The sequence below is a fragment of the Plasticicumulans acidivorans genome, assembly GCF_003182095.1.
Lineage (GTDB): Bacteria > Pseudomonadota > Gammaproteobacteria > Competibacterales > Competibacteraceae > Plasticicumulans > Plasticicumulans acidivorans.
Map to the genome: position 1 here is coordinate 64,574 of NZ_QGTJ01000009.1, position 24,675 is coordinate 89,248.

Annotated in this window: 12 protein-coding genes and 1 pseudogene; 9 read left to right on the forward strand and 4 right to left on the reverse strand. The window is 66.4% G+C overall.

The window, feature by feature from the left end; genetic code table 11:
* The first annotated feature begins 3 nt into the window (after positions 1-3).
* From C7443_RS14895 to C7443_RS20455, 8 genes are all read left to right on the forward strand, one after another.
* On the forward strand, positions 4-3,171 hold the full coding sequence (locus tag C7443_RS14895; RefSeq protein WP_110019418.1) for an efflux RND transporter permease subunit: 3,168 nt from the start codon (positions 4-6) through the stop codon (positions 3,169-3,171).
* The gene (adeC, locus tag C7443_RS14900; RefSeq protein WP_146213315.1) at positions 3,168-4,607 is read left to right on the forward strand and encodes an AdeC/AdeK/OprM family multidrug efflux complex outer membrane factor; all 1,440 of its coding nucleotides are present in this window, start codon (positions 3,168-3,170) and stop codon (positions 4,605-4,607) included. The genes C7443_RS14895 and adeC overlap by 4 nt, the downstream gene beginning before the upstream one ends.
* 121 nt (positions 4,608-4,728) lie before the next feature.
* Complete coding sequence (locus C7443_RS14905; RefSeq protein WP_146213316.1) at positions 4,729-8,481, forward strand: DUF4132 domain-containing protein; 3,753 nt, start codon at positions 4,729-4,731, stop codon at positions 8,479-8,481.
* 3 nt (positions 8,482-8,484) lie between these two features.
* Positions 8,485-9,576, forward strand: a complete 1,092-nt coding sequence (locus tag C7443_RS14910; protein ID WP_110019420.1) for an ATP-binding protein — start codon at positions 8,485-8,487, stop codon at positions 9,574-9,576.
* Positions 9,560-12,085: a DUF5682 family protein gene (locus C7443_RS14915; protein WP_146213317.1), complete on the forward strand. Its 2,526-nt coding sequence runs from the start codon at positions 9,560-9,562 to the stop codon at positions 12,083-12,085. The genes C7443_RS14910 and C7443_RS14915 overlap by 17 nt, the downstream gene beginning before the upstream one ends.
* A 30-nt stretch (positions 12,086-12,115) precedes the next feature.
* Positions 12,116-13,249 (forward strand): VWA domain-containing protein, encoded by a 1,134-nt coding sequence (locus C7443_RS14920; RefSeq protein WP_110019422.1) that lies wholly within the window; start codon positions 12,116-12,118, stop codon positions 13,247-13,249.
* Positions 13,246-15,273, forward strand: coding sequence for an SWIM zinc finger family protein (locus C7443_RS14925; protein ID WP_110019423.1), 2,028 nt, complete (start codon positions 13,246-13,248; stop codon positions 15,271-15,273). Before C7443_RS14920 ends, C7443_RS14925 begins: the two co-directional genes overlap by 4 nt.
* Before the next feature lie 378 nt (positions 15,274-15,651).
* Entirely contained in the window at positions 15,652-16,401 is a 750-nt protein-coding gene (locus tag C7443_RS20455; protein ID WP_110019424.1) for an FkbM family methyltransferase, read from the forward strand.
* 305 nt (positions 16,402-16,706) lie between these two features.
* Here C7443_RS20455 and C7443_RS20630 read toward each other — a convergent pair.
* Positions 16,707-16,817 (reverse strand): annotated as a pseudogene (locus tag C7443_RS20630) (DUF736 family protein); the annotation flags it as partial.
* A gap of 707 nt (positions 16,818-17,524) precedes the next feature.
* Here C7443_RS20630 and C7443_RS14945 point away from each other — a divergent pair.
* Positions 17,525-19,945 (forward strand): SIR2 family protein, encoded by a 2,421-nt coding sequence (locus tag C7443_RS14945; protein WP_170123633.1) that lies wholly within the window; start codon positions 17,525-17,527, stop codon positions 19,943-19,945.
* A gap of 75 nt (positions 19,946-20,020) precedes the next feature.
* Here the strand turns inward: C7443_RS14945 and C7443_RS14950 are convergent, their stop codons facing one another.
* From C7443_RS14950 to C7443_RS14965, 3 genes are all read right to left on the reverse strand, one after another.
* The gene (locus tag C7443_RS14950; protein WP_110019426.1) at positions 20,021-22,054 is read right to left on the reverse strand and encodes a ParB/RepB/Spo0J family partition protein; all 2,034 of its coding nucleotides are present in this window, start codon (positions 22,052-22,054) and stop codon (positions 20,021-20,023) included.
* Between the two features lie 79 nt (positions 22,055-22,133).
* Positions 22,134-22,961 carry a DUF932 domain-containing protein gene (locus C7443_RS14955; RefSeq protein WP_110019427.1) on the reverse strand — a complete coding sequence of 276 codons (828 nt, stop codon included), beginning with the start codon at positions 22,959-22,961 and terminating at the stop codon, positions 22,134-22,136.
* A 764-nt stretch (positions 22,962-23,725) separates the two neighbouring features.
* Complete coding sequence (locus C7443_RS14965; protein WP_053245393.1) at positions 23,726-24,112, reverse strand: hypothetical protein; 387 nt, start codon at positions 24,110-24,112, stop codon at positions 23,726-23,728.
* Between the last annotated feature and the right edge of the window lie 563 nt (positions 24,113-24,675).

The window sequence follows — 24,675 nt, forward strand, 5'->3', positions numbered from 1 at the left end:
CGCATGGCCCGCTTTTTCATCGACCGGCCGATCTTCGCCTGGGTCATCTCCATCGTCATCATGCTCGCCGGCCTGCTGGCGATCCGCACGCTGCCGATCGCCCAGTACCCGGACATCGCGCCGCCGACGGTGTCGATCAGCGCCAGCTACCCCGGCGCCTCGGCCAAGACCATCGAGGATTCGGTCACCCAGGTCATCGAACAGAAGATGAAGGGGATCGACCACCTCGAATACATCAGCTCGAACAGCGCTGCCTCCGGCTCGGCGCGCATCGAGCTGACCTTCAGTTCCGGCGCAGACCCCGACATCGCCCAGGTGCAGGTGCAGAACAAGCTGCAGCTGGCCATGTCGCAGCTGCCGCAGACCGTGCAGTCGCAGGGCGTGACCGTCACCAAGTCCGGCAGCAGTTATCTGATGGTGTTCGCCTTCACTTCCGATCGTGACGACGTCACCAACGCCGACCTCGCCGACTTCGTCGCCAGCCGCGTGCAGGACCCGATCAGCCGTGTCGACGGCGTCGGCGAGGCCAATCTGTTCGGTGCGCAGTACGCCATGCGCATCTGGCTCGACCCGGACAAGCTGGTGAAGTACGCACTGACACCGGCCGACGTGAAAACGGCGATCGAGGCGCAGAACACGCAGATCGCCGTCGGCCAGCTCGGCGACCTGCCGGCGGTCAATGGTCAGGCGCTCAACGCCACCATCAACGCCCGCGGCCGCCTGCAGACGCCGGAGCAGTTCAGCGCCATCGTGCTGCGCACCGGCAGCGACGGCTCGACGGTGCGCCTGAGCGACGTCGCCCGCGTCGAGATCGGCGCCGAGAGCTACTCGGTGCTGGCGCGCTACAACGGCCGCCCGTCGGCCGGTCTCGGCATCCGCCTGGCCTCCGGCGCCAATGCGCTGCAGGTGGCCGAGGCGGCCGAAGCCAAGCTCAAGGAGCTGTCGCGCTTCTTCCCGGCCGGCATGCATGCGGTGGTGGCCAACGACACCTCGCCGTTCGTGCGCCTGTCGATCGAGGAAGTGGTGAAGACGCTGGTCGAGGCGATGGTGCTGGTGTTCGCCGTCATGTACCTGTTCCTGCAGAGCTGGCGGGCGACGCTGATTCCGGCGGTGGCGGTGCCGGTGGTGCTGCTCGGCACCTTCGCCGTGCTCGAAGCCTTCGGCTTTTCGATCAACACGCTGACGCTGTTCGCGATGGTGCTGGCGATCGGCCTGCTGGTCGACGACGCCATCGTCGTCGTCGAGAACGTCGAACGGCTGATGGCCGAGGAAGGACTCTCGCCACTCGAAGCCACGCGCAAGTCGATGGACCAGATCAGCGGCGCGCTGGTCGGCATCGCCCTGGTGCTGTCGGCGGTGTTCGTGCCGATGGCCTTCATCGAGAGCGCCAGCGGCATCATTTACCGCCAGTTCTCGGTGACCATCGTCGCGGCGATGGCGCTGTCGGTGCTGGTGGCGCTGACGCTGTCGCCGGCGCTGTGCGCCAACCTGCTGCGTCCGCTCGATCCCGGCGGCCATCATGCCCACCGCGGTCTGCTCGGGCGCTTCTTCGGCCTGTTCAACCGCGGCTTCGAGCGCAGCGTCAGCGGCTATACCGCGGCCTCGCGCGGCATGATCCGCCGGCCGCTGCGCTCGCTGCTGGTGTATGCGCTGATCATCGGCGGCCTCGGCACGCTGTTCGCGCGCTTGCCGACCAGCTTCCTGCCGGATGAGGACCAGGGCTCACTGCTGGTGCAGATCACGCTGCCGGTCGGCGCCACCCAGTCGCGCGCGCTCAATGTCATCGGCCAGGTCGAGAAGTACTTCCTGGAAAACGAAAAAGACACCGTGCGCGGCCTGTTCGGCGTTTCCGGCTCCGGCTTCGGCGGCAACGGCCAGAGCGTCGGCATCGCCTTCATCAAGCTGCGCGACTGGAGCGAGCGCAACCGCGACGAGCTGCGCGCGCCGGCGATCGTGGCGCGGGCGATGAAGGCGTTTGCCAGCATCCGCGATGCGCGGGTGTTCGTGATGAATCCGCCGCAGATCCGCGGCCTCGGCAACTCCACCGGCTTCGACGTGCAGATGCAGGACAGCGCGGGTATCGGCCACGACGCGCTGATCGCCGCCCGCAACCGCTTCCTCGAACTGGCGCAGCAGGACCCGGTGCTGACCCGCGTGCGCCCGCAGGGCATGGACGACACGCCGCAGCTGCAGGTCGACATCGATACCGCCAAGGCCGGTGCGCTCGGCCTGGCGATGTCCGACATCAACAGTGCCCTCGGCACCGCGCTCGGCGGCAGCTACGTCAATGACTTCATCGATCGCGGTCGGGTGAAGAAGGTCTACGTGCAGGGCGATGCGCCGTTCCGCATGCTGCCGGAGGACATCAATCGCTGGTACGTGCGCAACAGCGCCGGGCAGATGGTGTCCTTCGCCGACTTCTCGCGCGCCTACTGGAGCTTCGGCTCGCCGCGGCTGGAGCGCTACAACGGCAGCTCCTCGATCGAGCTGGTCGGTGAGGCGGCACCGGGCTACAGCTCCGGCGAGGCGATGAACGCGGTCGAGCGCATCATGGCGCAGATGCCGCAGGGGATTTCCTATGAGTGGACCGGCCTGTCGCGCCAGGAGCGCATCTCCGGCGATCAGGCGCCGCTGCTGTATGCGATCTCGATCCTGGTGGTGTTCCTGGCGCTGGCCGCGCTCTACGAGAGCTGGTCGATCCCGTTCTCGGTGATGCTGGTGGTGCCGCTCGGCGTGTTCGGCGCACTGCTGGCGACGACGCTGCGCGGGCTGGAAAACGACGTTTACTTTCAGGTCGGCCTGCTGACCACCATCGGCCTGTCGGCGAAGAACGCCATCCTCATCGCCGAGTTCGCGCACACCCTGCAGCAGCGCGGCATGGATCTGGTCGAGGCAACGCTGCATGCCGCGCACCAGCGCCTGCGGCCGATCGTGATGACCTCACTCGCCTTCATCCTCGGCGTGCTGCCGCTGGCGCTGAGCACCGGTGCCGGCTCCGGCAGCCGGCGTGCGATCGGCACCGGCGTGATGGGCGGCATGATCTCGGCGACGGTGCTGGCGATCTTCTTCGTGCCGCTGTTCTTCGTGCTGGTGCGCCGCTACCTCGGCGGCCGCCAGCCGGCGCCGGCCGCCACCCCTTCGCCCATCCCGGCTTCCGGAGACGCGTCATGATCCGCCCCGCCCTGCTGCCGCTCGCGCTCGCCGTCGCGCTCGGCGGCTGCATCAACCTCGCTCCCGATTACCAGCGCCCGGCGCTGCCGGTAGCCGACGCCTGGCCAGGCGGCTCGGCGGCGCCGCAGGCCGACGCCGCCGAGCCGCCGGCGTGGCGCGACTACTTCGCCGATGCGCGGCTGCGCGAGCTGATCGAGCTGGCGCTCGCCAACAACCGCGACCTGCGCGTTGCCGCGCTCAGCATCGACAAGGCGCGGGCGAGCTATCGCGTGCAGTCGGCAGCCCTGCTGCCGGGCGTCGATGCCAGCGCCGGGCAGACGGTGACGCACACGCCGGGCTCGCTGACCAGCAGCGGCCAGTCGACGACCTCGCGCCAGTACAGTGCCGAGCTCGGCATCAGCGCCTGGGAGCTCGACTTCTTCGGCCGTCTGCGCAACCTGCAGGACGCCGCGCTGCAGAGCTACTTCGCCACCGCCGAGGCGCAGCGCAGCACGCAGCTGAGCCTGATCGCCGAGCTGGCCAATGCCTGGCTGACGCTGGCCGCCGACCGCGAGCGCCTGGCGCTGGCGCAGGAGACGCTGGCCAGCCAGCAGAACTCCTACGAGCTGACCCGCCGCAGCACCGAGCGCGGCGTCAGCTCCGGGCTCGATCTGGCGCAGGCCAGCACCAGCGTCGAATCCGCCCGCGCCGACGTCGCCAGCTACACCACGCAGGTGGCGCAGGACCACAACGCGCTGCGCCTGCTGGCCGGCACCGATGTCCCGGAGCGCCTGCTGCCGACGCGCCTGCCGGATGACGCCATGCGCGTGCTCGGCGAGCTGCCGGTCGGCCTGCCGTCGACGGTGCTGCTGCGCCGCCCCGACATCCTGCAGGCCGAGCACACGCTGGCGGCTGCCAGTGCCGACATCGGCGCGGCGCGCGCGGCCTTTTTCCCGACGATCACGCTGACCACGCGCGGTGGCAGCGCCAGCGACCATCTCAGCGGGCTGTTCAGTGCCGGCAGCGGCGTCTGGAGCTTCGCGCCGGCGCTGTCGCTGCCGATCTTCGACGCCGGCAGCAATCAGGCGAACCTCGATGCCGCGCGCGCCAGCCGCGACATCGCGGTCGCCGACTACGAAAAGGCGATCCAGACCGCGTTCAAGGAAGTCGCCGATGCGCTCGCCACCCGCGCCACGCTCGACGAGCAGCTCGCCGCCCGCCGTGCGCTGGTCGCCGCCAGCGAAGAGGCCTACCGGCTGTCCGAGGCGCGCTTTCGCCGCGGCATCGACAGTTACCTGACCACGCTGATCTGGCAGCGCTCGCAGTACGCCGCCCAGCAGAACCTGATCAGTGCGCGGCTGGCGCAGTTTGGCAATGGCGTGACGCTGTACAAGGTGCTCGGCGGCGGCGCCAGCGTCGACGGTGCGGCTCCGGTGCCGGCGGTGGCGGTGCGCTGAACCGTGCGCGGCGACGGCCGCCCGGCGCGGCCTTCGTTCGCCGCTGCAACTATCGCCGGCACACGGCCGTCCGTTAGCATGCGCCCGCATTTGCCTGCCCGTGACCCGCAAAGGACGCATCGTGAACGATCAACAGAGCGATTCACCGGACAACCCAGCCGGCGGCGCAACATGGGGGCAGCGCCTGCGCGCGCTGTTCACGCCGCAGCGTGCCGCGACCGACGAGGTTGCCGAGCACTGGCAGCGCGCCCTGCGCAAGATGCTCGAACCGCTGAACAAGCAGACCAAGGTACGGCCCGGCGCCGTTGATGACCTGCTCGCCTATGTCCTGCGCGGCGAAGCGGAGGCGGTACTCGGTGACAGCGCGCTGTGCGACGAGCTGGCGACGCGGCTGGAACTGCAGCGCATCAACTACAGCCAGCTCAGTCAGCCGCCCGCGCTCTACGACGGCTTCGAGCGGATCGATCTGGAGCAGGCGCAACGCTGGGTGCGCCTGCTGAACGCCGCCGCAGGCGCCATGCGGGCGCACACCAACGAGCTGTGTCTGGCCGACGGCACCCGCTGGCCCGGCGTGCTGCTGGCGCACGCCTGCGGGGCCGCCGTCAACGGCTGGGTGAACGTGAATGTCCAGTCGCAGGCCTGCCTGAGCGCGACCGCCATCGAGCGTCTGCTGCTCGCCGAGGAGCGCGATCCGGCGGCGCTGCTGCTCGCCGCCTTCTGTACGCCGGTCGACGGCAGCTACGGCATCGGCAACCGCCTGCAGCTGGTCACCCGCCTGAGCGACTATCCGGCGGCGCTGAACCGCCACATCGAAGTGCTGCGACCGCATCTGCTGCCGGCAACCATCGAACAGCGCCTGCACGTGCTGATGCTGCTGAGCACGGCCGATGCAGACGCCCTCGCCGCCTGCGCCGCAGAACTGGCGACACTTGCCGTCTCCGGCAGCAAGCAGGTACGCAACGCCGCCATGCCGCTGTTGCCCCACACCGGCGCCGCCGGCATCGCGGCGCTGCGGGCGCAGGCCACCGATGGCAAACCCGAGCAGCGGCAGCTGGCGCTGCGTGCCCTCGCGCGGCTGGCGGCTGCCGATGACGCCGAACTGCATGCCTGGCTGCGCGAGACGGCGCTCGCCGACAAAGCCGCCTCGGTGCAGGCGCTGGTGGTGGAATGGGACGCTGAGCGCGCCGCACCGACCACCGAGATCGCGGCGCTGGAATACGCGCGGCCGACGCTCGACTGGTCGCCGGCCGCGCCGTCGGTGCTGGCCGCACTCGATGGCCTGATCGCGCAGATCAACGAGGCCATCACCGGCCACCGGCAGTGGATGCAGCGCTATCACGGCAATCAGGGCGCGGTGCCGAGCTACACCGCCGAAGACCTGCAGCAGCTGCGCGCCTACCTCGGCAGCGATGCTCCGAGCGCGTCACCGATCCGTGGCAACCGCCGGGTTGCCTGGGGCTATGCACAGGAGCCCTTGCAACAGTTCTGCAAGCACACGGCAGCGCTGCGCCCGGTCGACGTGCTGCGCCTGCTGTATTTCTTCGATCTGGCGACCGATGCCCGCGGTGAACTGCTGCAGCCGGCCGTGGATCTGTTCAACATCTGCTTCCATGCCAGCGGCCGGCCGACGCTGCTGGAGCTGGCGCTGATGCTCGATGCCCACGGCGGCCACGGTGAAGCGCTGCTGCACAACTACTGCTACAGCTGGCGCGCCCGCGCCCTGGCCAGCGACTGGCCGGCCGAGGCGGTGTGGCCATTCTTCGCTCACCACCTCGATACCGCCCTGCACTGGCTGACACAGGGCGGGCCGCGTGAGTACTACTACGACCGCAGCCTGCTGTTCAGCGGCCTCGGCCTGCTGCCGCAGCGCCCGGCGGCACTGAACAACGCGCTGTTCACGCTGGCGCTGAGCGGCGGCAAGGTCGATCGCGCGCTGGCGCAGGACGCCATCGGCGAGCCCGGCGAGCAGGTGGTGCGCATCATCGCCGCACTCAGCGACGGCAAGGCCGATACCCGTCAGGTCGCCGCGCAATGGCTGGCGCGACTCGGTCATCAGCCGGCGGTGCCGGCGATCGAGGCGGCGCTGGCCAGGGAAAAGAACGACCTCGCCCGCGGCGCGCTGCTCGATGCGCTGTCCTCTCTCGGTCAGTCGATCGATCACTACTTCGATCGCGGAACGCTGGCCGCCAACGCCGGCAAGGTGCTGGCCAAGGGCTTGCCGGCGGCGCTGGCCTGGCTGCCGTGGGAGACGCTGCCGGCGCTGCACTGGGCCGATGACGGCGAACCGGTGGCGCTGCCGGTGGTGCAGTGGCTGCTGCTGCAGGCGGTCAAGCAGAAATCCGCCGAGCCCGGCGTGATGCTGCGCCAGTACTTTTCCCGCTTCAGCGCCGCCGACCGCGAGCCCTTCGGCCAGTGTCTGCTGGAACTGTGGCTGCATGAGGATGTGCGCTCGATCCCGGCCGAGCAGGCGCTGCAGCAGGCCGAGCAGCAGGCACGCTCGACGCACCAGTACATGCAGAGCCATCCGCAGTGGTACCAGAACGACCCGCTGTTCGGTCGCAGCGTCGAGGAACTGGTCGCCGCCTACCTGCCGGCACACCAGCGCCAACCGGCCGGTTCGGCGATCGCCAGCAAAGGGCTGCTGGCGGTGGTCGCGCTGTGCGCCGGCGGTCGCGTCGCGGCGCCGGTGGCACGCTATCTCAAGGACTGGTACGGCACGCGCGCGGCGCAGGGCAAGGCGCTGATCGTGATGCTGGCCTGGATCGAGCACCCGTCGGCGACGCAGCTGATGCTGTCGATCGGCAGCCGCTTCCGTACCAAGAGCTTCCAGCAGGAGGCCAGCGCGCAGGCCGAGGCGCTGGCCGAGCGCAAGGGCTGGACGATGGAGCAGCTCGCCGACCGCACCATCCCCACCGCCGGCTTCGATGAATCCGGCGTGCTCGAACTCGACTACGGCCCGCGCTGCTTCTACGCCAGGCTGGTGCCGCCGGAGCTGCGCGCCGAGCTGTTCAACCCCGAAGGCAAGGCGGTCAAGAGCCTGCCGACGCCGCGCCGAGAGGACGACGCCGAGCGCGCCGCGCTGGCAAAGAAGACCTGGGCCGCGGCGAAGAAGGAACTCAAGGAAATCGTCGCGCTGCAGACCACGCGCCTGTACGAGGCGATGTGCATCGGCCGCCGCTGGAGCGCCGAGGAATGGACGCAGTGCATGCACACCCACCCGCTGATGCGCCATCTGGTGCAGCGCCTGGTGTGGCTGCAGCTCGATGCCGACGGCCGCATCGAAGGCAGCTTCCGTCCGCTCGACGACGGCACGCTGAGCGACAACGACGACGGCAGCGTCGAGCTGCCGGCGACGGCGTGCGTGCGCCTGGCGCATGCCACGCTGCTCGAAGCCGACGCCCTCGACGCCTGGCGCACGCACCTCGATGACTATGCCGTGGTGCCGCTGTTCGACCAGCTCGGCCATGAGCCCTACCCACTGACGACCGAGCAAGCGGCAAAAACGGCGATCAGCGATTGCGAAGGCTATCTGCTGGAAGCCTTCGCGCTGCGCGGGCGGGCGCTCAAGCTCGGCTACACGCGCGGTGCCGCCGAGGACGGCGGCTGGTTCTACAGCTACGACAAGCCCTTCCCGACGCTCGGGATGGAGGCGGTCATCGAGTTCACCGGCAACGGCCTGCCCGAGGAAAACCGCACCGTGGCGCTGCGCAAGCTGTACTTCCGCTGCCGCCAGGGCGAGCGCTGGCAGTACTCCGAGCTGCCGCTGGCCGAGGTGCCGCCGGTGCTGCTCGCCGAGTGCTGGAACGACCTGCGCAACCTCGCTGCCACCGGCAGCGGCTTCGATCCTGACTGGCAGAAAAAGACCGAGTATTGAGCGATGAACGTTCCCGTCCTGCGTCCCCCGGCCGAACAGGTCTACGCCGATGAACTGGCCCGCCTCACCGAGACCGACAGCGGCCCGCGCCCGGCCGGCTGGCGGCTGTCGCCGCGCGCCGTGCGCCAGTTCGTGCTCGGCGACGAGCGCCTCGGCATCAAGCGCAAGTTCTACGGCGACGATGCGCTGATCGAGCGCTGCATCGTCACGCTGATGAGCGACCGCGCGCTGCTGCTGGTCGGCGAGCCCGGCACCGCCAAGTCGATGCTCTCCGAGCTGCTGTCGGCGGCGATCAGCGGTGATTCGCAGTGCACGCTGCAGGGCACGGCCGGCACCGGCGAAGACCAGATCCGCTACACGTGGAATTTCGCGCTGCTGCTCGCCGAAGGTCCGAGCCCGCAGGCGCTGGTGCGCAGCCCGCTGCTCGAAGCGATGGAGCGCGGCAGCCTGTGCCGCTTCGAGGAAATCACCCGTGTGCAGCCGGAAATGCAGGACTGCCTGATCAGCGTGCTCTCGGACAAGGCGCTGCACATCGCCGAGCTGCGCGACGACGACGCCATCGTCCATGCCCTGCCCGGCTTCAACCTGATCGCCACCGCCAACCTGCGCGATCGCGGCGTGCACGAGATGTCGGGCGCACTCAAGCGCCGCTTCAACTTCGAGACCGTGCGCCCGATCAGCGACCGCCGCCTGGAAATGCGCCTGGTGCGCGAGCGCACCGAGGCGCTGCTCGCGCATGCCGAGGTCGAGGTCGAACTCGCTCCCGACGTCGTCGAGCTGCTGGTCACCGCCTTCAACGACCTGCGCAACGGCGTCACCGCCGAGGGCACCGTGGTCGAGCGGCCGACGGCGGTGATGTCCTCGGCCGAGGCGGTGTCGGTCGGCTTCGCCGCCTGCCTCGACGCGCACTACTTCGCCGACGGCGAGGTCGGCGGCGAGCACGTCGCCCGCCAGCTGATCGGCACCGTGCTCAAGGACAACGCCGACGACGGCCGCAAGCTGCGCCATTACTTCGACGTCGTCGTCAAGCAGCGCGCGCAGCGCCAGCGCCAGTGGCAGCGCATGCTCGATGCGCGCCGTGAGCTGGACCGCTGAGCGGATGCTGCCCGCCTCCCCTGAACTGCGCGCGCTCGCCGCACGGCTGCACACGCCCGAGCTGATCGTCTATCCGGTACGCCATCACAGCCCGGCCTGTGCCTGGCAGCTGCAACGCCTGCTGGCGGCGCTGCCCAGGCCGCCGAGCGCGATCCTGGTCGAAGGTCCGCGCCGCTTCACGCCGCTGATCGAGGCGCTGACGCACCCGGAAGCGCGGCTGCCGCTGGCGATCTACGCCTGGGCCGTCGAGCGCCCCGGTGCCGGCGGGGAACCGCGCCGCCACGCCGCCTACTACCCGTTCTGCGAGCACTCGCCGGAATGGGTGGCGCTGCGCGCGGCGCGCACGCTCGGTGTGCCGGCGCGCTTCATCGACCTCGACTTCGGCGAGCAATGCCTGAGCGAGCGCGCCGCCGCTGACGACGACGCGCCGGCGGTGACGACACCGGCGCCGGCCCGCGCCACCACACCGGACGCCGTCTCCCTGCTCGACGAGCACCATTACCGGCGCAGCGCCACCCTGCGCGCGCTCGGCGAACGCCTCGGTTGCCGCGACCACGAAGAGCTCTGGGAGCATCTGTTCGAAGTACCGGCGACCACGCGCACGCTGACCGAACACCTCGCCGCGCTCGACACCTGGTGCCGGCTGGCGCGCCTCGACAGCCGCGAGGAGACATTGCGCACCGACGGCACGCTGGCGCGCGAGGCTGAAATGGCCTGGCACATCCGCAGCGCGCTGGCCGAGCGCAGTGCCGATGCCGGCCCGGTACTGGCGGTGGTCGGCGGCTTTCACGCCGTGGTGCTGCCGGAGCTGGTGGCGGGTGCAACGGCCCGGCCGCAGCTCGACAGCCGCGTGTTCAGCGAGGAGGACTGCGCGCTGATCCGCTACGACAGCGAGCGCCTCGACCGCCTCAACGGCTATGCCGCCGGCATGCCGGCACCGGCCTGGCAGCTGCGGCTGTGGCAGGGCCTGCAGCAGCGTGCCCGCGCCGGCCACGGCGAGATCGCCGACCTCGGCGCCAAGGTGCGTGACGAGGCCGCGCTGCTGCTGTTGTTCGAGATCGCCGCTACGCTGCGCGAGCGTCACAGGCTGCATCTGCCGCTGCCCAGCCTGCAGGCCGCGCACACCCAGCTGCGCCGCCTGCACCGGCTGCGCGGGCGGGCCGCCGCCGCCCACACCGATCTGCTCGATGCCGTGCAGAGCTGCTTCGTACAAGGCGAGATCGACGGTGCCGGGGCGCCGGTGCTGGCCGAGGCGCGGCGCGCCTGCTGCGGCCGCGAGGCCGGGCGCGTGCCACCGGGCACCGCGCGACCGCCGCTGCTGCAGGACGTGCTCAACCGCGCCCGCCGCCAGCGCCTCAAGCTCGACGAGGACGAACCGCGGCGCGCCGTGCTCGATCTCTACCGCCGCCCCGAGCACCGCGTCAGCAGCCGCCTGCTGCACGGCCTGATGCTGCTCGGCGTGCCCTTCGCCCAGCGCACGGCCGGCCCGGACTTCGTCCACGGCCGCGGCCTGGAACGGCTGCAGGAACACTGGGAATACCGCTACTCGGCGGCCACCGAGGCGGCGCTGGTCGAGGCCAGCGTCTACGGCCCGACCTTGCCGCTGGCGGTCGCCGCACGCTTCAACGAGCAGATCGAGCGCAGCCGCGAGGCGCGGGAAACCCTCGACGCGCGCAGCGCCGTCGCCCGCCTGGCGCAGGCCTGCGTGCTCGGCCTGCACGAGCAGGTGCCGCGCCTCGGCGGCCTGCTGCGCGAGGCGATCCACGCCGACACCGCGTTCGAGTCGCTGGCCGCCGCCGCCGGCCACCTCGGCCTGCTCGCCGCCGCCCGCGAGCCGCTGGAAGCGCGCAACCTCGACGATCTGCCGGGACTGCTGCAGGCCGCCTACAGCCGCGCGCTGTATCTGGGGCAGGCGCCGCTGGCGCTCAGCGACGACGGCAGCGGCGCGCTGCAGGCGCTGGCCCGCCTGCGCGAGCTGCTGGCCAGCGAGACCGGCCAGGCGCTCGACGCCAGCCTGTTCACCGCACTGCTCACCGCGCTGCACCGCGAGCATCCGCAGCCGCTGCTGCGTGGCGCCGCCGCCGGCCTGCTGCATGCTGACGGCCAGCTCGATGCCGACGCGCTCGCCGTCAGCCTGCACGGTCACCTCGACGGCCTGCTGGCGCCGCGCGAAGCGGTGGCGTTCCTGCGCGGCCTGCTGCACAGCGCGCGTGAGGTCGCCTGGCAGCAGCCGGCGGTGCTGGAGACGCTCGACAGCCTGCTCGGCGGCTGGGACATGCCGACCTTCCTCGCCGCGCTGCCGGAACTGCGCCTGGCGTTCGCGACGATGACGCCGCGCGAGACCGAACGCATCGCCCGTGCCGTCGCCGGCCGCCACGAGGTCGCCGACCTCGGCCCGCTGCTGCAGCGCGGCACCTCGCCCGAGCAGGTACAGCGCCAGCTCGCCGCCTCGCACAGTCTCGCCACGCTGCTCGCCGCCGACGGCCTCGGCGCCTGGCTGAGCGACTGATCCCGGCACCTCGATCGCAGGAACCACGCCGTGTCCGCATCCAAGCCCTCCTCCCCGTCGCTCGAACGCTGGCGCCTGGTGCTCGGCCGCTACGCCGAGACGCCGCTGCCGAACACGCTCGACGCCGAGCGCCAGCGCATCGACCGCGCGCTGGATTTTCTCTACGGCCGTGAATATCAGGGCCGCGGCCTGCGCGAGGAGCTCGGCCCCGGCTCGCTCGACGCCTCGCAGCCGACGCTGGTCGACTGGCTCAGTGAAGTGCGCACACTGTTCCCGCACGACACCGTCGAGCTCATCGAAAAGCACGCGCTGCAGCGCTACGGCCTCGACGAGCTGCTGACCGATCCGCAGACGCTGGCCAAGCTCGAACCCAACCAGGCGCTGCTGCGCACGCTGCTGACGCTGCGCGGCCATCTCAAGGGCGAGGTGCTCGAACTGGCGCGCGGCATCGTGCGCAAGGTCGTCGAGGAACTGCGCCGGCGGCTCGAAGCCGACATCCGCCCGGCGCTGGCTGGCCGCCTCAACCGCTTTCGCCATTCACCGCTGGCTGTGGCGCGCAACTTCGATGCCCTCGGCACGGTGCGTCGCAATCTCCAGCACTACGACGCCGAAAATCGCCGGCTGGTGGTCGAGCAGCTGCGCTTTTTCGAGCGCAACGCCCGCCGCCTGCCCTGGGACATCATCCTCTGCGTCGACCAGAGCGGCAGCATGGTCGACTCGGTGATCCACAGCGCGGTGATGGCCGGCATCCTCGCGGCGCTGCCGGCGTTTCGCGTGCGCCTGGTGGTGTTCGACACCAGCGTCGTCGACCTCAGCGACTACGCCGACGATCCGGTCGAGACACTGATGAGCGTGCAGCTCGGCGGCGGCACCGACATCGCCCAGGCGGTGCGCTACTGCACGCAGCTGGTCGAGAACCCGACGCGCACCGTGCTGGTGCTGATCACCGACTTCTGCGAAGGCGCGCCGCCCGGTGAGCTGGTGCGCGCCGTCGCCCGCCTCGCCGAGGCCCGCGTGCGCCTGCTCGGACTGGCCTCGCTGGATGAGCAGTCCAGCCCAGTCTACGACCGCCACATGGCCGAGCGCCTCGCCGCCTGCGGCATGGAAATCGCCGCGCTGACGCCGCAACGGCTGGCGCACTGGCTGCTGGAGGTGATCTCGTGAGCCTGCGCCAGACCCTGAGTGCGCAGCTCGCGCACTGCGACGACGAAGCGCTGGTGGCGCTGGCCAACCGCGGCCTGCTGCGCCGCGCGCGCAAAGACCTCGAAAGCCAGAGCGCCGAACTGCTGGAAGACGACGACAACGCGCTGGTGGTCGGCTTCGCCGGCCAGCGCATCCGCTTCGCCAGCGGCGTGCTCGCCCAGGCGCAGTGCTCCTGCCCGGCGAGCGGCGTCTGCCAGCACATCATCGCCGCGATCCTGTCGCTGCCGGCACTGCTCGGCGAAACCGCCAGCAGCGAGGCCGGCGACGCCGACACGCACACCGCCGGCACCGCCGAAAGCGTCGACGCCGAGGCCGCCCGCGCCGCGCTCTACGCCGAGCTGCTGGCGATCGAGCCGGAAGCGCTGCGCCGCCACGCCGGCACGGCGGGCTATCGCTGGGCGCACCAGTTCGTGCTCGATCTCGACGGCGACGGCATCGTCTGCGGCGGCGAGCGCCATCCGCTGATCAGCTGCGCGCACCCGCGCTTTGCGCTGCGCTACCTCGGCGGCGGCCTCGACGGCCTGATCGCCGACAGCGGTCAGCCGCAGCCCAAGCACGTCGTCGCCGCCGTACTCGCCTGCTGGCAGGCACACGGCCAGGCTCTGCCCGCGCCGCCGGCCGCACGCACCGGCAGCCGCAGCAGCAGTGACGAGCCACCGGCCCGCGCCACGCTGCGCGAGCAGGTGCGCCGGCTGTGCGCCGAGTGCGTCGAACTCGGCCTGACGCACCTGTCGCCCGGTATCCACGAACGCTGCGCCACGCTCGCCGTCGGTGCGCAGGGCTGCGGTTATCCGCGGCTGGCCCGCCTGCTGCGCCGCCTCGCCGATCAGGTCGAAGCGCTGCTCGAACGCAGCGCCGGCGCCGATACCCAGCGCCTGTGCGACGAGCTGGCGCTGGCCTACGCGCTGGCCGCCGCGCTCGACGCCGCGGCCGCCGAAGGGCGCACGCCGGTGCATCTGGCCGGGCGCAGCCGCGAAGGCTATGCCGAGGGCGGTCGCCTGGAGCTGCTCGGCCTCGGTGCCTGGCCGTGGCGCGCAGCGAGCGGCTACGTCGGCCTGACGCTGCTGTTCTGGGACCTGCAGGCCGGTGAATTCCTCTCCTGCACCGATGCCCGCCCGCAGAGCCTGCACGGCTTTGATCCGCGTGCGCGCCACGGCCAGCCCGGCCCCTGGCACGGTCTCGGCTCGCCGGCGCAGGCCGCCGGCCGCCGCCTCGCGCTGGCCAACGCCGCGCTCAGCGCCAGCGGCCGTCTGTCGGCAGCGGACTCGGTGCACGCCACGCTGCTCGCCAACGACGGCCAGTTCTTCGAGACGCTGGCGGCGGTGGCCGTCGACGACTGGGCGCAGCTCGCCGAGCGTCAGGCGCCGCGCAGCCTGCTCGCCGGCGACAGCCCGCTGCAGGACTGGCTGGTGCTGCGCCCGGCGCAGTTCGGCGCCGCCGAATTCGACAGCGCCCGGCAGACGCTGAGCTGGCCGCTGCTCGACGCCAGCGGCCGCACGCTGCTCGCCGAGATCGCCTACGACGCCTGCACCGCCCACGCCATCGGTCGCATCGAAGCGCTGGCCACCCAGCCGCCGCCAGCCGGCACGCTGCTGATCGCCCAGCTGCGCCGCACCGCTGCCGGCCTGCTCGCCGCGCCGCTGAGCCTGCTGCGCGCCGACGCCGCGCCGCTGCTCGACGAGCTGCACTTCAGCGGCCAGAGCAGCCGCCGCAGCGCGGCCCCCGCTGAAACCGTCGACCGCGTCGCCGAAGACCCGGAAGCCGGCCTGCCGGCGCTGCTGCGCGAGATCCGCGAGCTGCTCCTTGGCCGCGCCGAACGCGGCCTCGCCGCCGAATCCGCCCCGCCCGGCGCCTGGCCGAGCCTGTGCAGCCGCGCCCGCGATGAAGGCCTCGACGCCTTCCTGCGCCTGGCTGAAACAGGCAGAGCCGAACAGATGCTGCGGGCGCAGTTCCTCTGCATGCAGTACGCGCGGCTGCTGGGCTGAGGCTGCGCCGCACAACCAACAGCCAGGCCGGGTGAACTGCCGTGCCGCGCGCTCGTGGCGGCACGCAATACAGCGCTTTATCGGCAAACAGCAGCGTATTCGCCGCGAATAGGTGCGTTGCTGCACTTTCGTGCTGGACGCCGCTCACAAATCAACCCGATAGGCTAAAACTGCGTACAGGCTGTGTGGCAGACAGGCTGCATGACAGTGCCATTCCCCCGGCATCTGTCATGAATACAAAACCATTGAATCGGCACAGCCATTAGCACAACTCACGAAATCGTACAGCCTGCACAGGGCAAAAACTGAAGCTACCGTCCAGGTAGCTGCTGTCAGGTTTCGTATTCATTAATTTACGCAGTTGGGTGGCATGTCCATATGAATAAGCTCATAGCGCAGTTTGTCCAGAAGTCGGCGCGTCAAGCCGGATATGAAATCATACCGCGCTGGCGGCTCGATGATTTTCAGCAGGCTTTACTGTTAAGCAAGATTTTTCTGGATGCCAACATCATGTGCGTACTCGATGTCGGCGCCAATATCGGGCAATTCTATTCTTTCATCCGCAACAAGGTCGAATACGCCGGGCGCATCGTTTCATTTGAGCCGATTTCTGATTTGTGCGCCGAGCTGAACAGAAAATTATCTACGGATAAAGACTGGTCACTGCTGAACACCGCCCTCGGCCGCGACGAGGGGGCGATGGAACTCAACGTGATGAAATCCAGCGTGTTTTCGTCATTCCTGCAACCTAGCGTCCAGCAGACCAGGCAGCATGCCGAATACAATCGGGTCGATCGGGTGGAAAGTGTCTCCGTCAAACGTTTGGATTCAGTCCTGACGGATTTAAAAATCGATCTGAACACGACCAATACCTTCATCAAAATCGACACCCAGGGCTACGATCTGGAAGTGCTGGCAGGGGCCCCCCATGCACTGCCATTATTCAAAGCGCTGCAAACGGAAGTGTCGCTGATACCGATCTACGACGGAATGCCAACGCTGGTCGACACGATCGAGTTCATGCGCAATGCGGACTTTTCCCTGGCGGGCATGTTTCCTGTCAGTAGCGACGATGGGCATCGCGTTATCGAATTCGATGCCATATTTGTAAACAACCGGTTTTTCTGAGCGCCGCACATTCCGTCCCGAGGTCGCACTGTTTCACCCGCGATTCGCATGCGCTTGCCACAGTGCGTTTTTGTTCTCGTCGTCAGCAGCGCTTGTTTCGTTTGTTCAGCTGCCATAACGGATACCCCGCATCGTCTGCATTGAGCGGCATGTTTTTCCACACAGCAACGGCGCTCATCTGTAATTACCCGATGTGGCGGGCACGTTGCTGACTCGCTTCGAGGTCGTGGCATTGCGCTGAACACCGCACCATGCGCGACCGCCCCGCCCGGCCGCAGGCAGATCAAAAAAGTTCCGGTGTCAAGATTCTCGCTGTCGCCCTTGTCGTTGGGAACCAGCTTGACCTTGACGTTGAGCGTCAGGGTGCGAAGCGTGCCGGTGAAGCCGTCTTTCTCTGCGGTGAAGGTGCTAGCCATGATGTTTCTCCTTTCGGGTTGAACAAGGTCGCGCCAGTGCGTCCTTGTTGTGATCCGGCCGGCGGGGGATGGGCTGGCCGCACCGCGCAGCGGTCGCAACACCGTGGAGAACCTGGAAGCGAAAAGAATTTGTCCCGCGAGGAATGCGCGCAGCGCAGGGGAAATTGTTTTCGCTGGAAGGTTGCGGCCATGAAGCCCAAGGCGCAGCCGCTCCCTCGCCAGGATTCACGACAAGCCAAGGACGCACAGGCCGCCCGCTCCCGAATGGAGACGTGGCCGACTCGGCATCCCCGCGTGACGGCTTCACCGGCTTGCACCCTGACACTGGCAAGGCCAACACCCCAACGACAAGCGAGAACGCTCCTTGCCGCAGATTGCGGCGACGGGCTTGAGGCGTGGCATGGATGCTCCGTAGCGAGGCCGGGTGGCATGTCGGTGAACCGCCCTTCGTGACGTACAGGCGCGAACCGCCAGCGTCGAGGACGGCACGCTTTGGCACAACCTGCCGCAGCAAGCCGGGGCGTAGCCCGACAAGCCTTGCTACGGCAACCTTTGTGTGGCGCAAGCACGCCGTAGCACACAGGTGCACGATGCTCCGGTGCCATCAAGCGTGCGTGAAAGCAATGGCCACTCACCGGCATGATGAACCTTGGCTGGCCAATGGTATATCGTCATGGTTTCAGAGATTTACGGATATGGAGGCTACCTTGAGTTCCGATGATTTCCCTACGGTATTTGATCCTTCTAGTTGCGTTATTTTTCTCGGAGCAGGTTTCTCCGCCGACTCGACAAACAAGGCAAATGGCTGCCCCCCTGTTGGAGACGGGTTAAACAAAGCGATAAAAGAGCTGGCAAATATCCCAGCAGACGAGCCTTCTGATTTTACCGATTCGGCAGGGTATGCCATATCGCAGAAGCTTGACCTATTTAGCTTGCTTGAAGGGCTTTACACTATTAGAAAACTCACGGATTCTCAGCGAAAAATCCTGTCTTTGCCTTGGCGGAGAATATACACAACAAATTACGACAATTCGGTTTCTGTCTTCAGGGCGGAGAAGAATGGAAACGCCAGCGGGGATATTTTTGACCTGACAGACGATCCGCCTCGGCAGCTCCGCAAAGGTGTCGTCGTCCATCTGCATGGATCAATTGCCAAGTGTCAACCGGACAACCTAGATCAGTCGCTTGTCTTAACTCGTCGCTCATACGTAGAGCAGAGAGTTAAGAAATCCCTTTGGTGGGATTGGTTTGATCGGGATATCAAAACTTCACAGTACGTATTTTTCCTCGGGTATGACATAAACGATTTTGAACCCGCAAGCTATTTAATTAAATATCCAGGCATGGAGGGGAGGCGGCACTTTATTCTGAGAAATCCCAAGAGTCCGATAATTGCATCAAAGCTAGTGGACTATGGTGTGCGACATTCGTTTGAGCTGACGGGGTTCGTAGATAGACTGGATCGAGCTAAAGTTGAGGCAACCCCGGCTCACGAAAGAGAACTGAGTTCTTTTCGTTATGTTGATCTCTCAAAAGATAATAAGCTGCCATCAAAGCCAACTTCCGCTGAAATTCAAGAACTGCTTGCATTCGGCAGAATCAGATTTGATGCCATAAGGTCATCTTTTCCCAAGTCGGAATACGTTGTAATCAGGGCAAGTTCGCTGGATGCATGCAAGAATGCGTTAGAAGAAAACAAAACACTTGTTATTCATAGCAAAATTGGAAATGGGAAAACAATTGTCAGCGATGAGTTGAAAATTGTGTTGTCGCAAGAAGGACGCCGCTGCTTTATATTGAGAGATAACATTTCTCCGCTCCCTCAGGACATCGAATTCCTGAAGGGTATTGATGCACCAGTAATATTTTTCCCCAACTACGATAGTGCGATTGCAAATATTCATTTGTTTGACGGACTATCTGAGAACTCAAGATATGTCGTGGAACTATCATCCAGCACACTACAGGTTAGGATGCAAGAGGTTCACAGCAGGCTCCGAGGTAAGATAGCTAGGATTGGAATTGATAGATTAGATCAAGACGATGCGACTGCTCTTGTTGAGCTACTTGGGAAAGCCGGGCTTACTGCTCTTTCCCGTGCTGTCGATATTCGTGAAGGAATAGAGTTTCGCGATTTTTTGCTAAAATCTTACGATTATCCAGAGATTGCGAAGCGGCTAAGATCTGTTATTGATCCGCTGCTTCAAAATGCTCCGGCAAGAAGATTGATATGCATTAGCTCAATATTGAAATCAGCCGGCCTTCCTGTTGATGTCGGATTTATCGAAGATGTCACCGGAGAAGATCCCTATGCAATATTGAGTGGCTTGGGAGAGAGCGTTCTTGAGTTAATGGCGTACAGCATGGATAAGCTTGAGCCCCACTCATCGGTTCTGTCCGAACACATATTGCAGAAGTATGTTGACTCCAAAGATTTTGTCGGAATTATCTTTGATCTCACCGCAGAGGCGGCGCGCCGAATTGATGAGGCACATGATTTTTCTTCGGAGCGGTTTCGCAGGGCGCGAGCACTTCTTTCGGCAGTGATTCGATTTGGATTTGTTAATTCAATTATCGGGCAAGCCGCCGACAAGCGGAAAACAATAGGAAAACTTTATGAATCATGCCGCCGTGATGCGTTAATTGAAAAGGAGCCTTTGTTTTGGCTTCAATACAGCATATTTTGGCAGGATGAGCCTCGATGGGACTTGGCTGAATCGCATATGGCTGAGGCATATTCGCGTGGAGCCGCACGCCCTAACTTCAAGACCTTTCAGCTTGATACAAATTATCTTGGGCTGCTGTGCGACCTGGAGCTATTTTTTTCCAATGTGGGGCAGCCCGTTGCCAGATTTGAAAAGCTTACTGGAATCATGGAAACCTGCCGCGCCATGATTGACGACGGAAATCACAGGAATCACGTAATAAAGGCATTTCTCAAATTAGAGCCAATGATTTCCAAGCGAAAAGGTGATTTTACTGATGTGCAATGCACAGCTCTTTGCTATAGTTTGAATTTGGTCGCGGAAAAGTTGGCCGCCTTGCCTACAAACGAGAAGGCACTCTGGGGGACTGAGCCATGCAGAATGAGTATCGAAAATTGTATTCGCATATTGACACGGCAGTAATACCATCAATCTTCGTCGGCAGCGTAGTCTAGATAGCGCCTCGGCCTGAACCGAGGCGCTGGCCTGCAATGAAGATCAAGCCGCCAATACCTCGATCTGCTCATCCTCCACAACGACGGCTTTCTCCGCATTCTTCGATTCTGCTCTCTGCGGACTTTCCGCCGTGAGCACGGCGGGCATCCAGCCCGTACCACCGGCCAGCCGTTCCGCTTCGCTGGCAATGTCGGCCTTCTTCAACTTCGCCAGCCGGGCAGCGTGCGACGGTGCGAACTCGCCCACGGCTTCCAGAATCGCGGCCTTCGGCACATGCTGGAAGTAGCCGTCTGCGGTGGGCTGCCACCATGCGGCCATGTCCAGCCCCACGGCCTGCGCCAGTTCCGCGCCCGGCTGGTGCGCCGTGGCGCGAGGCGTCACCACGTCCACGGTCGCCGCTGCGCATACCGCCAGCAGCCGCACCAGTTCGCCTTGCTCCATCACCAGCAGCGCGGCGAACAGTTCGGCGCTGTCCTGCGGCAGCGCTTCGCCCGCGAGCTGCTGCAACTCGCGCAGGGCCACGGCGGCGGGCGACTCGGGCCAGTCGGGGGCCATGCCTTCCAGCCGGTCTTGCACTTTCAGGCTCACGCCCAGCGGCAGGTCGTGGCCGTAGTGGTTGTCCTGCAAGACGCTCTGCACCATGCCATGCACCAGCGCGGCCAGCGCGACGTGCGGATGCCGGGCGACTTCGATTTGCAGCGCGGCGGTGCGGTGCGCGCTCAACCGCTGCGCCAGCCGGTCGGACAGGCTCGCGGCCTTGGGCTGTTCTGCGTCCTCGCCTTCGTCGTCGTTCCCGGCTTCGCCTTCCGCGCCGCCGAAACCCTGCCGCAAGCGTTCCAGCGTGCGCAGCGCCTTGGCTTCGGCTTCGCGCAGCAGCCCGCGATGAATCACGGCTTCGCCGCTGCGGTCGAGGGTGACGATGGCACCGGCCACGGCGCGCACATCCGGGGCGTAGCCCTGCAAGGCTTCCTCCACGGCTTGCAGTTCCCCGGCGACCTGTTCGCGGCGCGGTTCCAGCGCCTCGGTCTTGTCCTCGTCCTCGGCGTCGTAGGCGTCTTCCAGTTCGGCGTCGATCTTGTCGAGGCGGGTTCGCAGCGAGGCGATGCGGCGGGCTTCGCGGGCGTTCGGTTCGCGGCGCTGGCGCGGCGCGTTCTGGAACGCCTGCCGCTCGGCATAGCTCATGTGCGGTACGGCTTCCACCCACGCCCAACCCTCGGCGCGCACGTCCCCGGCCAGTGCATCCAGCTTGCCACGCACCAGCGATTCCAGCAGCGCGGCGTCGGTCAGGTAGGTTCCGGCATCGCCTTCCGCGAACAGGTCGCGGCGGATACCGCCGCCCGCCGCCGTGTAGGCATCCAGCCCGGCGAAGCGCACCAGCGGATGCGTGACGTCGATTTCGCGTTCGGTCAGGCGTTCGCGCAGCGCGGACGCTCCACGCTGCCATTCGGGCGCACCGTAGAACGCGCTTTCCTGCGCGGCGTGGTCGTCGGTGATGGTCAGGGCCATCAACTGTTCCAGCGTGACGGCTCCGTCCCGGTAGTCGGCCAGCAGGCGCGGCGAGACGCTGGCGAGTTTGAGACGGCGCTGCACCACCAGCGGGGTCACGCCGAAGTCGGCGGCAATGTCTTCGATGGGGCGGCCTTCCTTGACCAGCGCGGCGAACGCCTCGAATTGGTCGGCCGGGTGCATCTGCTCGCGCAGCAGGTTTTCCGCGAGGCTGACGGTACGGGCCGAAGCGTCGGGCACCAGCAGGCACGCCACTTCGTAGTCGGCAGGGATGCGCTTCTTCTTCGCCAGCAGCTTCAAGGCGGTCAGGCGGCGGTCGCCGGCCACCACTTCGTAATGCTCGCCATCAGCGGCAAGGATGACGACGAGGTTTTGCAGCGGGCCGACGCGGGCAATGCTCGCGGCCAGTTCGGGGATGGACATGCGCGAGGTCGTCCGCGCGTTGCGCTTGGAGCGGCGCGGCAGCAACTGCGAGAGCGGAACCAAAATCAGGTTCTTGCTCGGGTCGGCCACTTCCAGCGGCGCGGCGGTTTCGATGGCGATGGTTTCGGTTTTCAGGACGGCGTTCATGGTGATGACTCCTTGCGGTTAGGGATGCAGCAGCGAGAGAAGCGGCAAGGGCTGCTGCCTGCCCCTGCCGCGTGGGGATTCAGGCTTTCAACTGGCGCATGCCATCGGCCAGTAGCCAAAGCGCACGGTTGAGGCGGATGTTCTGGTCGATGCCCTGCACCGGGCGGGTTTGTTGGCGGCGTCCGTTGGCGCTGCGCCCGCGCAGGCCGCCTTGGGTCAGGTTCTCTTGCGTGCGGTTGAACACGCTCCACAAGTCCGGGCGGCGGTCATCGAAGCGGCGCGGCATCAGGATTTGCGATTCCGTGATGGGCGCGGGCTTGTCGGGGTCGTCGTACTTGAGGGCCAGCGCGGCGCGGGCGAACACTTCGGATTCGCCATCGTTCAAGGTGATGGCGCGCATGGAATCGCGGGATTCCTGCACGCGGTCGAAGCCTCTCAACACTTCGTAAGCGCCTTCGATGACGGAACCGGCCACGTCGCCTTTGTGGGGCACGCGCACATCGGCCACGGTGTCGCCGCAGACAAGGCCATTGCTGCACACGAACCGGAACATGCCCGCGAGCATTTGGTAAGAACTGGTGCCGTCGTGCGAATTGAGAAGCACGATTTCATTTGCTTCCGCGCCGTTGATCTGGCTGGCGTGGCGCAGGCGCAGCATGTGTTTGGTGTAGTCGCGGCGGTCGTCGTGGCGCACGCGGGTCTGTGCTGCCATGAAGGGTTCAAACCCTTCCTTGCGCAGTTCCGCCAGCACGGCGGCGGTCGGGATATAGGCGTACCGCTCGGAACGGCTTTCGTGCGGGGCGTCCGCGAAGATGGACGGGGCCACGCGGCGGATTTGGTCATCGGACAGCGGGTAATCGCTGCGCAGCGAGGGGGAGCGGGAAGCGAATCGGGATGCGAGTCGCATTGCATTTCTCCTGACTAAAAGGGTTTGCTGTTCAAACCGCACACCGGATTCCTAGATTCGGAAGCCCAGCCTTTCGGCTGTTCGGTGCGGTCGGCACGAGGAACCCGGTTGGCCTCGTTGCCACCGTCTTTCCTGAGTTCATCGCCCGCGGCCAAAGGAGCGCGCGGACGGGGGCCGTCAAGGAGGCAAGCGCAGGGTTGGTGCGGCCCGCAGGCGCAGCCGAGGACACGGCCCTGCGCGCCTTGACGGCACACGGGAGCGGGCTACGGTCGCGGGTAAGGTGATGAAGTCAGGGGAGACGGTTGGATAAGGCAACGGCCGCCCTTGTGTGCTGAACCGCACGCAAGCGAAGCGCGCAGGCCCGAAGCTGGAAGCCGGGCCGTAGGCGTCAGCCGAGCGGAGCGAGGGAACGATGGAAGCCCGTCAGGGGCGAGACGCCGCAGGCGGCTCGATGCGAAGCACGACAGCGCGACCGGCCATGTTTCTTGGCCGGGGACGCCTATGCAGTCGTGGAGATGCAGCGTGGATCTTCTGTGGTGGACAAGCAGCCTTTGCGGCATCGGTATTGCCGCGCCGGCGCAGCCGGGGCGGCGGTGTTGCAGGGGCGCCAAGCGAAGCGCGGCGCGGATGTGCCGAAGGCACTTCCCCCGGAGTGCAAGCGTCAGCGCGCAGCGCCGCAGGCGCGAAGTCATCGGCACCAGGGCGCAGCAGAAAAAAAGGTGCGCCGCCCCGCAGGGCAGCGCACCGGATGGCGCCAGGCGCGATCAGTTCGCCGTCATCGTCTGCAACTGCTCGATCACGCCGGGTTCGACGAAGACGCACGGCTGGTCGGCCGCGATCGGCACGTTGAACACCTGTGCGAAGGCTTCGCGCTTGAGGTGCGCCAGGCGGCCCGTCCGGTACGCCTGTTCGGGCTTCACGCGGCCACCGCCCGCCGGCGAGCCGCTGCGCTGCGGGTCGCACTCGACCAGCGCGACAAAGCCGTCGTCGGACAGCTTCTGATGCTCGGGGCACAAGCCCCAGCCGGTTGCCGTGTGACGCTCCATGCTCGCGCGCAGGCGGCGATCCAGCAGGATGGCGCCGGTGTCGAAGCGAGTACCGCAGACAAGGCAAACGTGTTGTTCAAGCGAAACGTGCGATTTGTCGTTCATAACGATCTCCGGTTGCACGGGCGGAATTGCCCGGAACCGTCGCCAGCACGGCGCAGCGCAAGCAGTCAGGGGTCGCAGACGGCCGCCAGGACGCAAGCGCGCAAGGCGCGTGCAGCCCTTTGACGGCGAGAACGCCGTGATACGGTGGAGGGACACAGCAAGACCGCCCCCACCTTGTCTGTCAGCCAACAAGCAAGCGGAGTGCGCAGGCCCGTATGAAGTCGGGCGGAAGGCGTCAGCGATATGGAAGGCTGGCGAACGCCAGTCCCGTCAGGGATGAGCGAACAGCGAACCTGAAGCAGCGCGATCCGCGAAGCGGAGACGCTCAGGGTTGTTCTGCTTGCTATCCATTTCCGAATAAACTGCTTGTACGCTGCCAGAAGCAGGCTATTTGACTCATCGCACCAGGCTGTAAATCACATTGCCATAGTGAACAGGGGCTTACTCGTACATCTTATGTCGCCATCCCTCGATTCAGCCATCAGAGCGTCCGCCAATCGGATCAGCCATTACATTGAGGTGCATCGAGGCCATCGCCAGGTGCCTCTCTACGACCACATTAG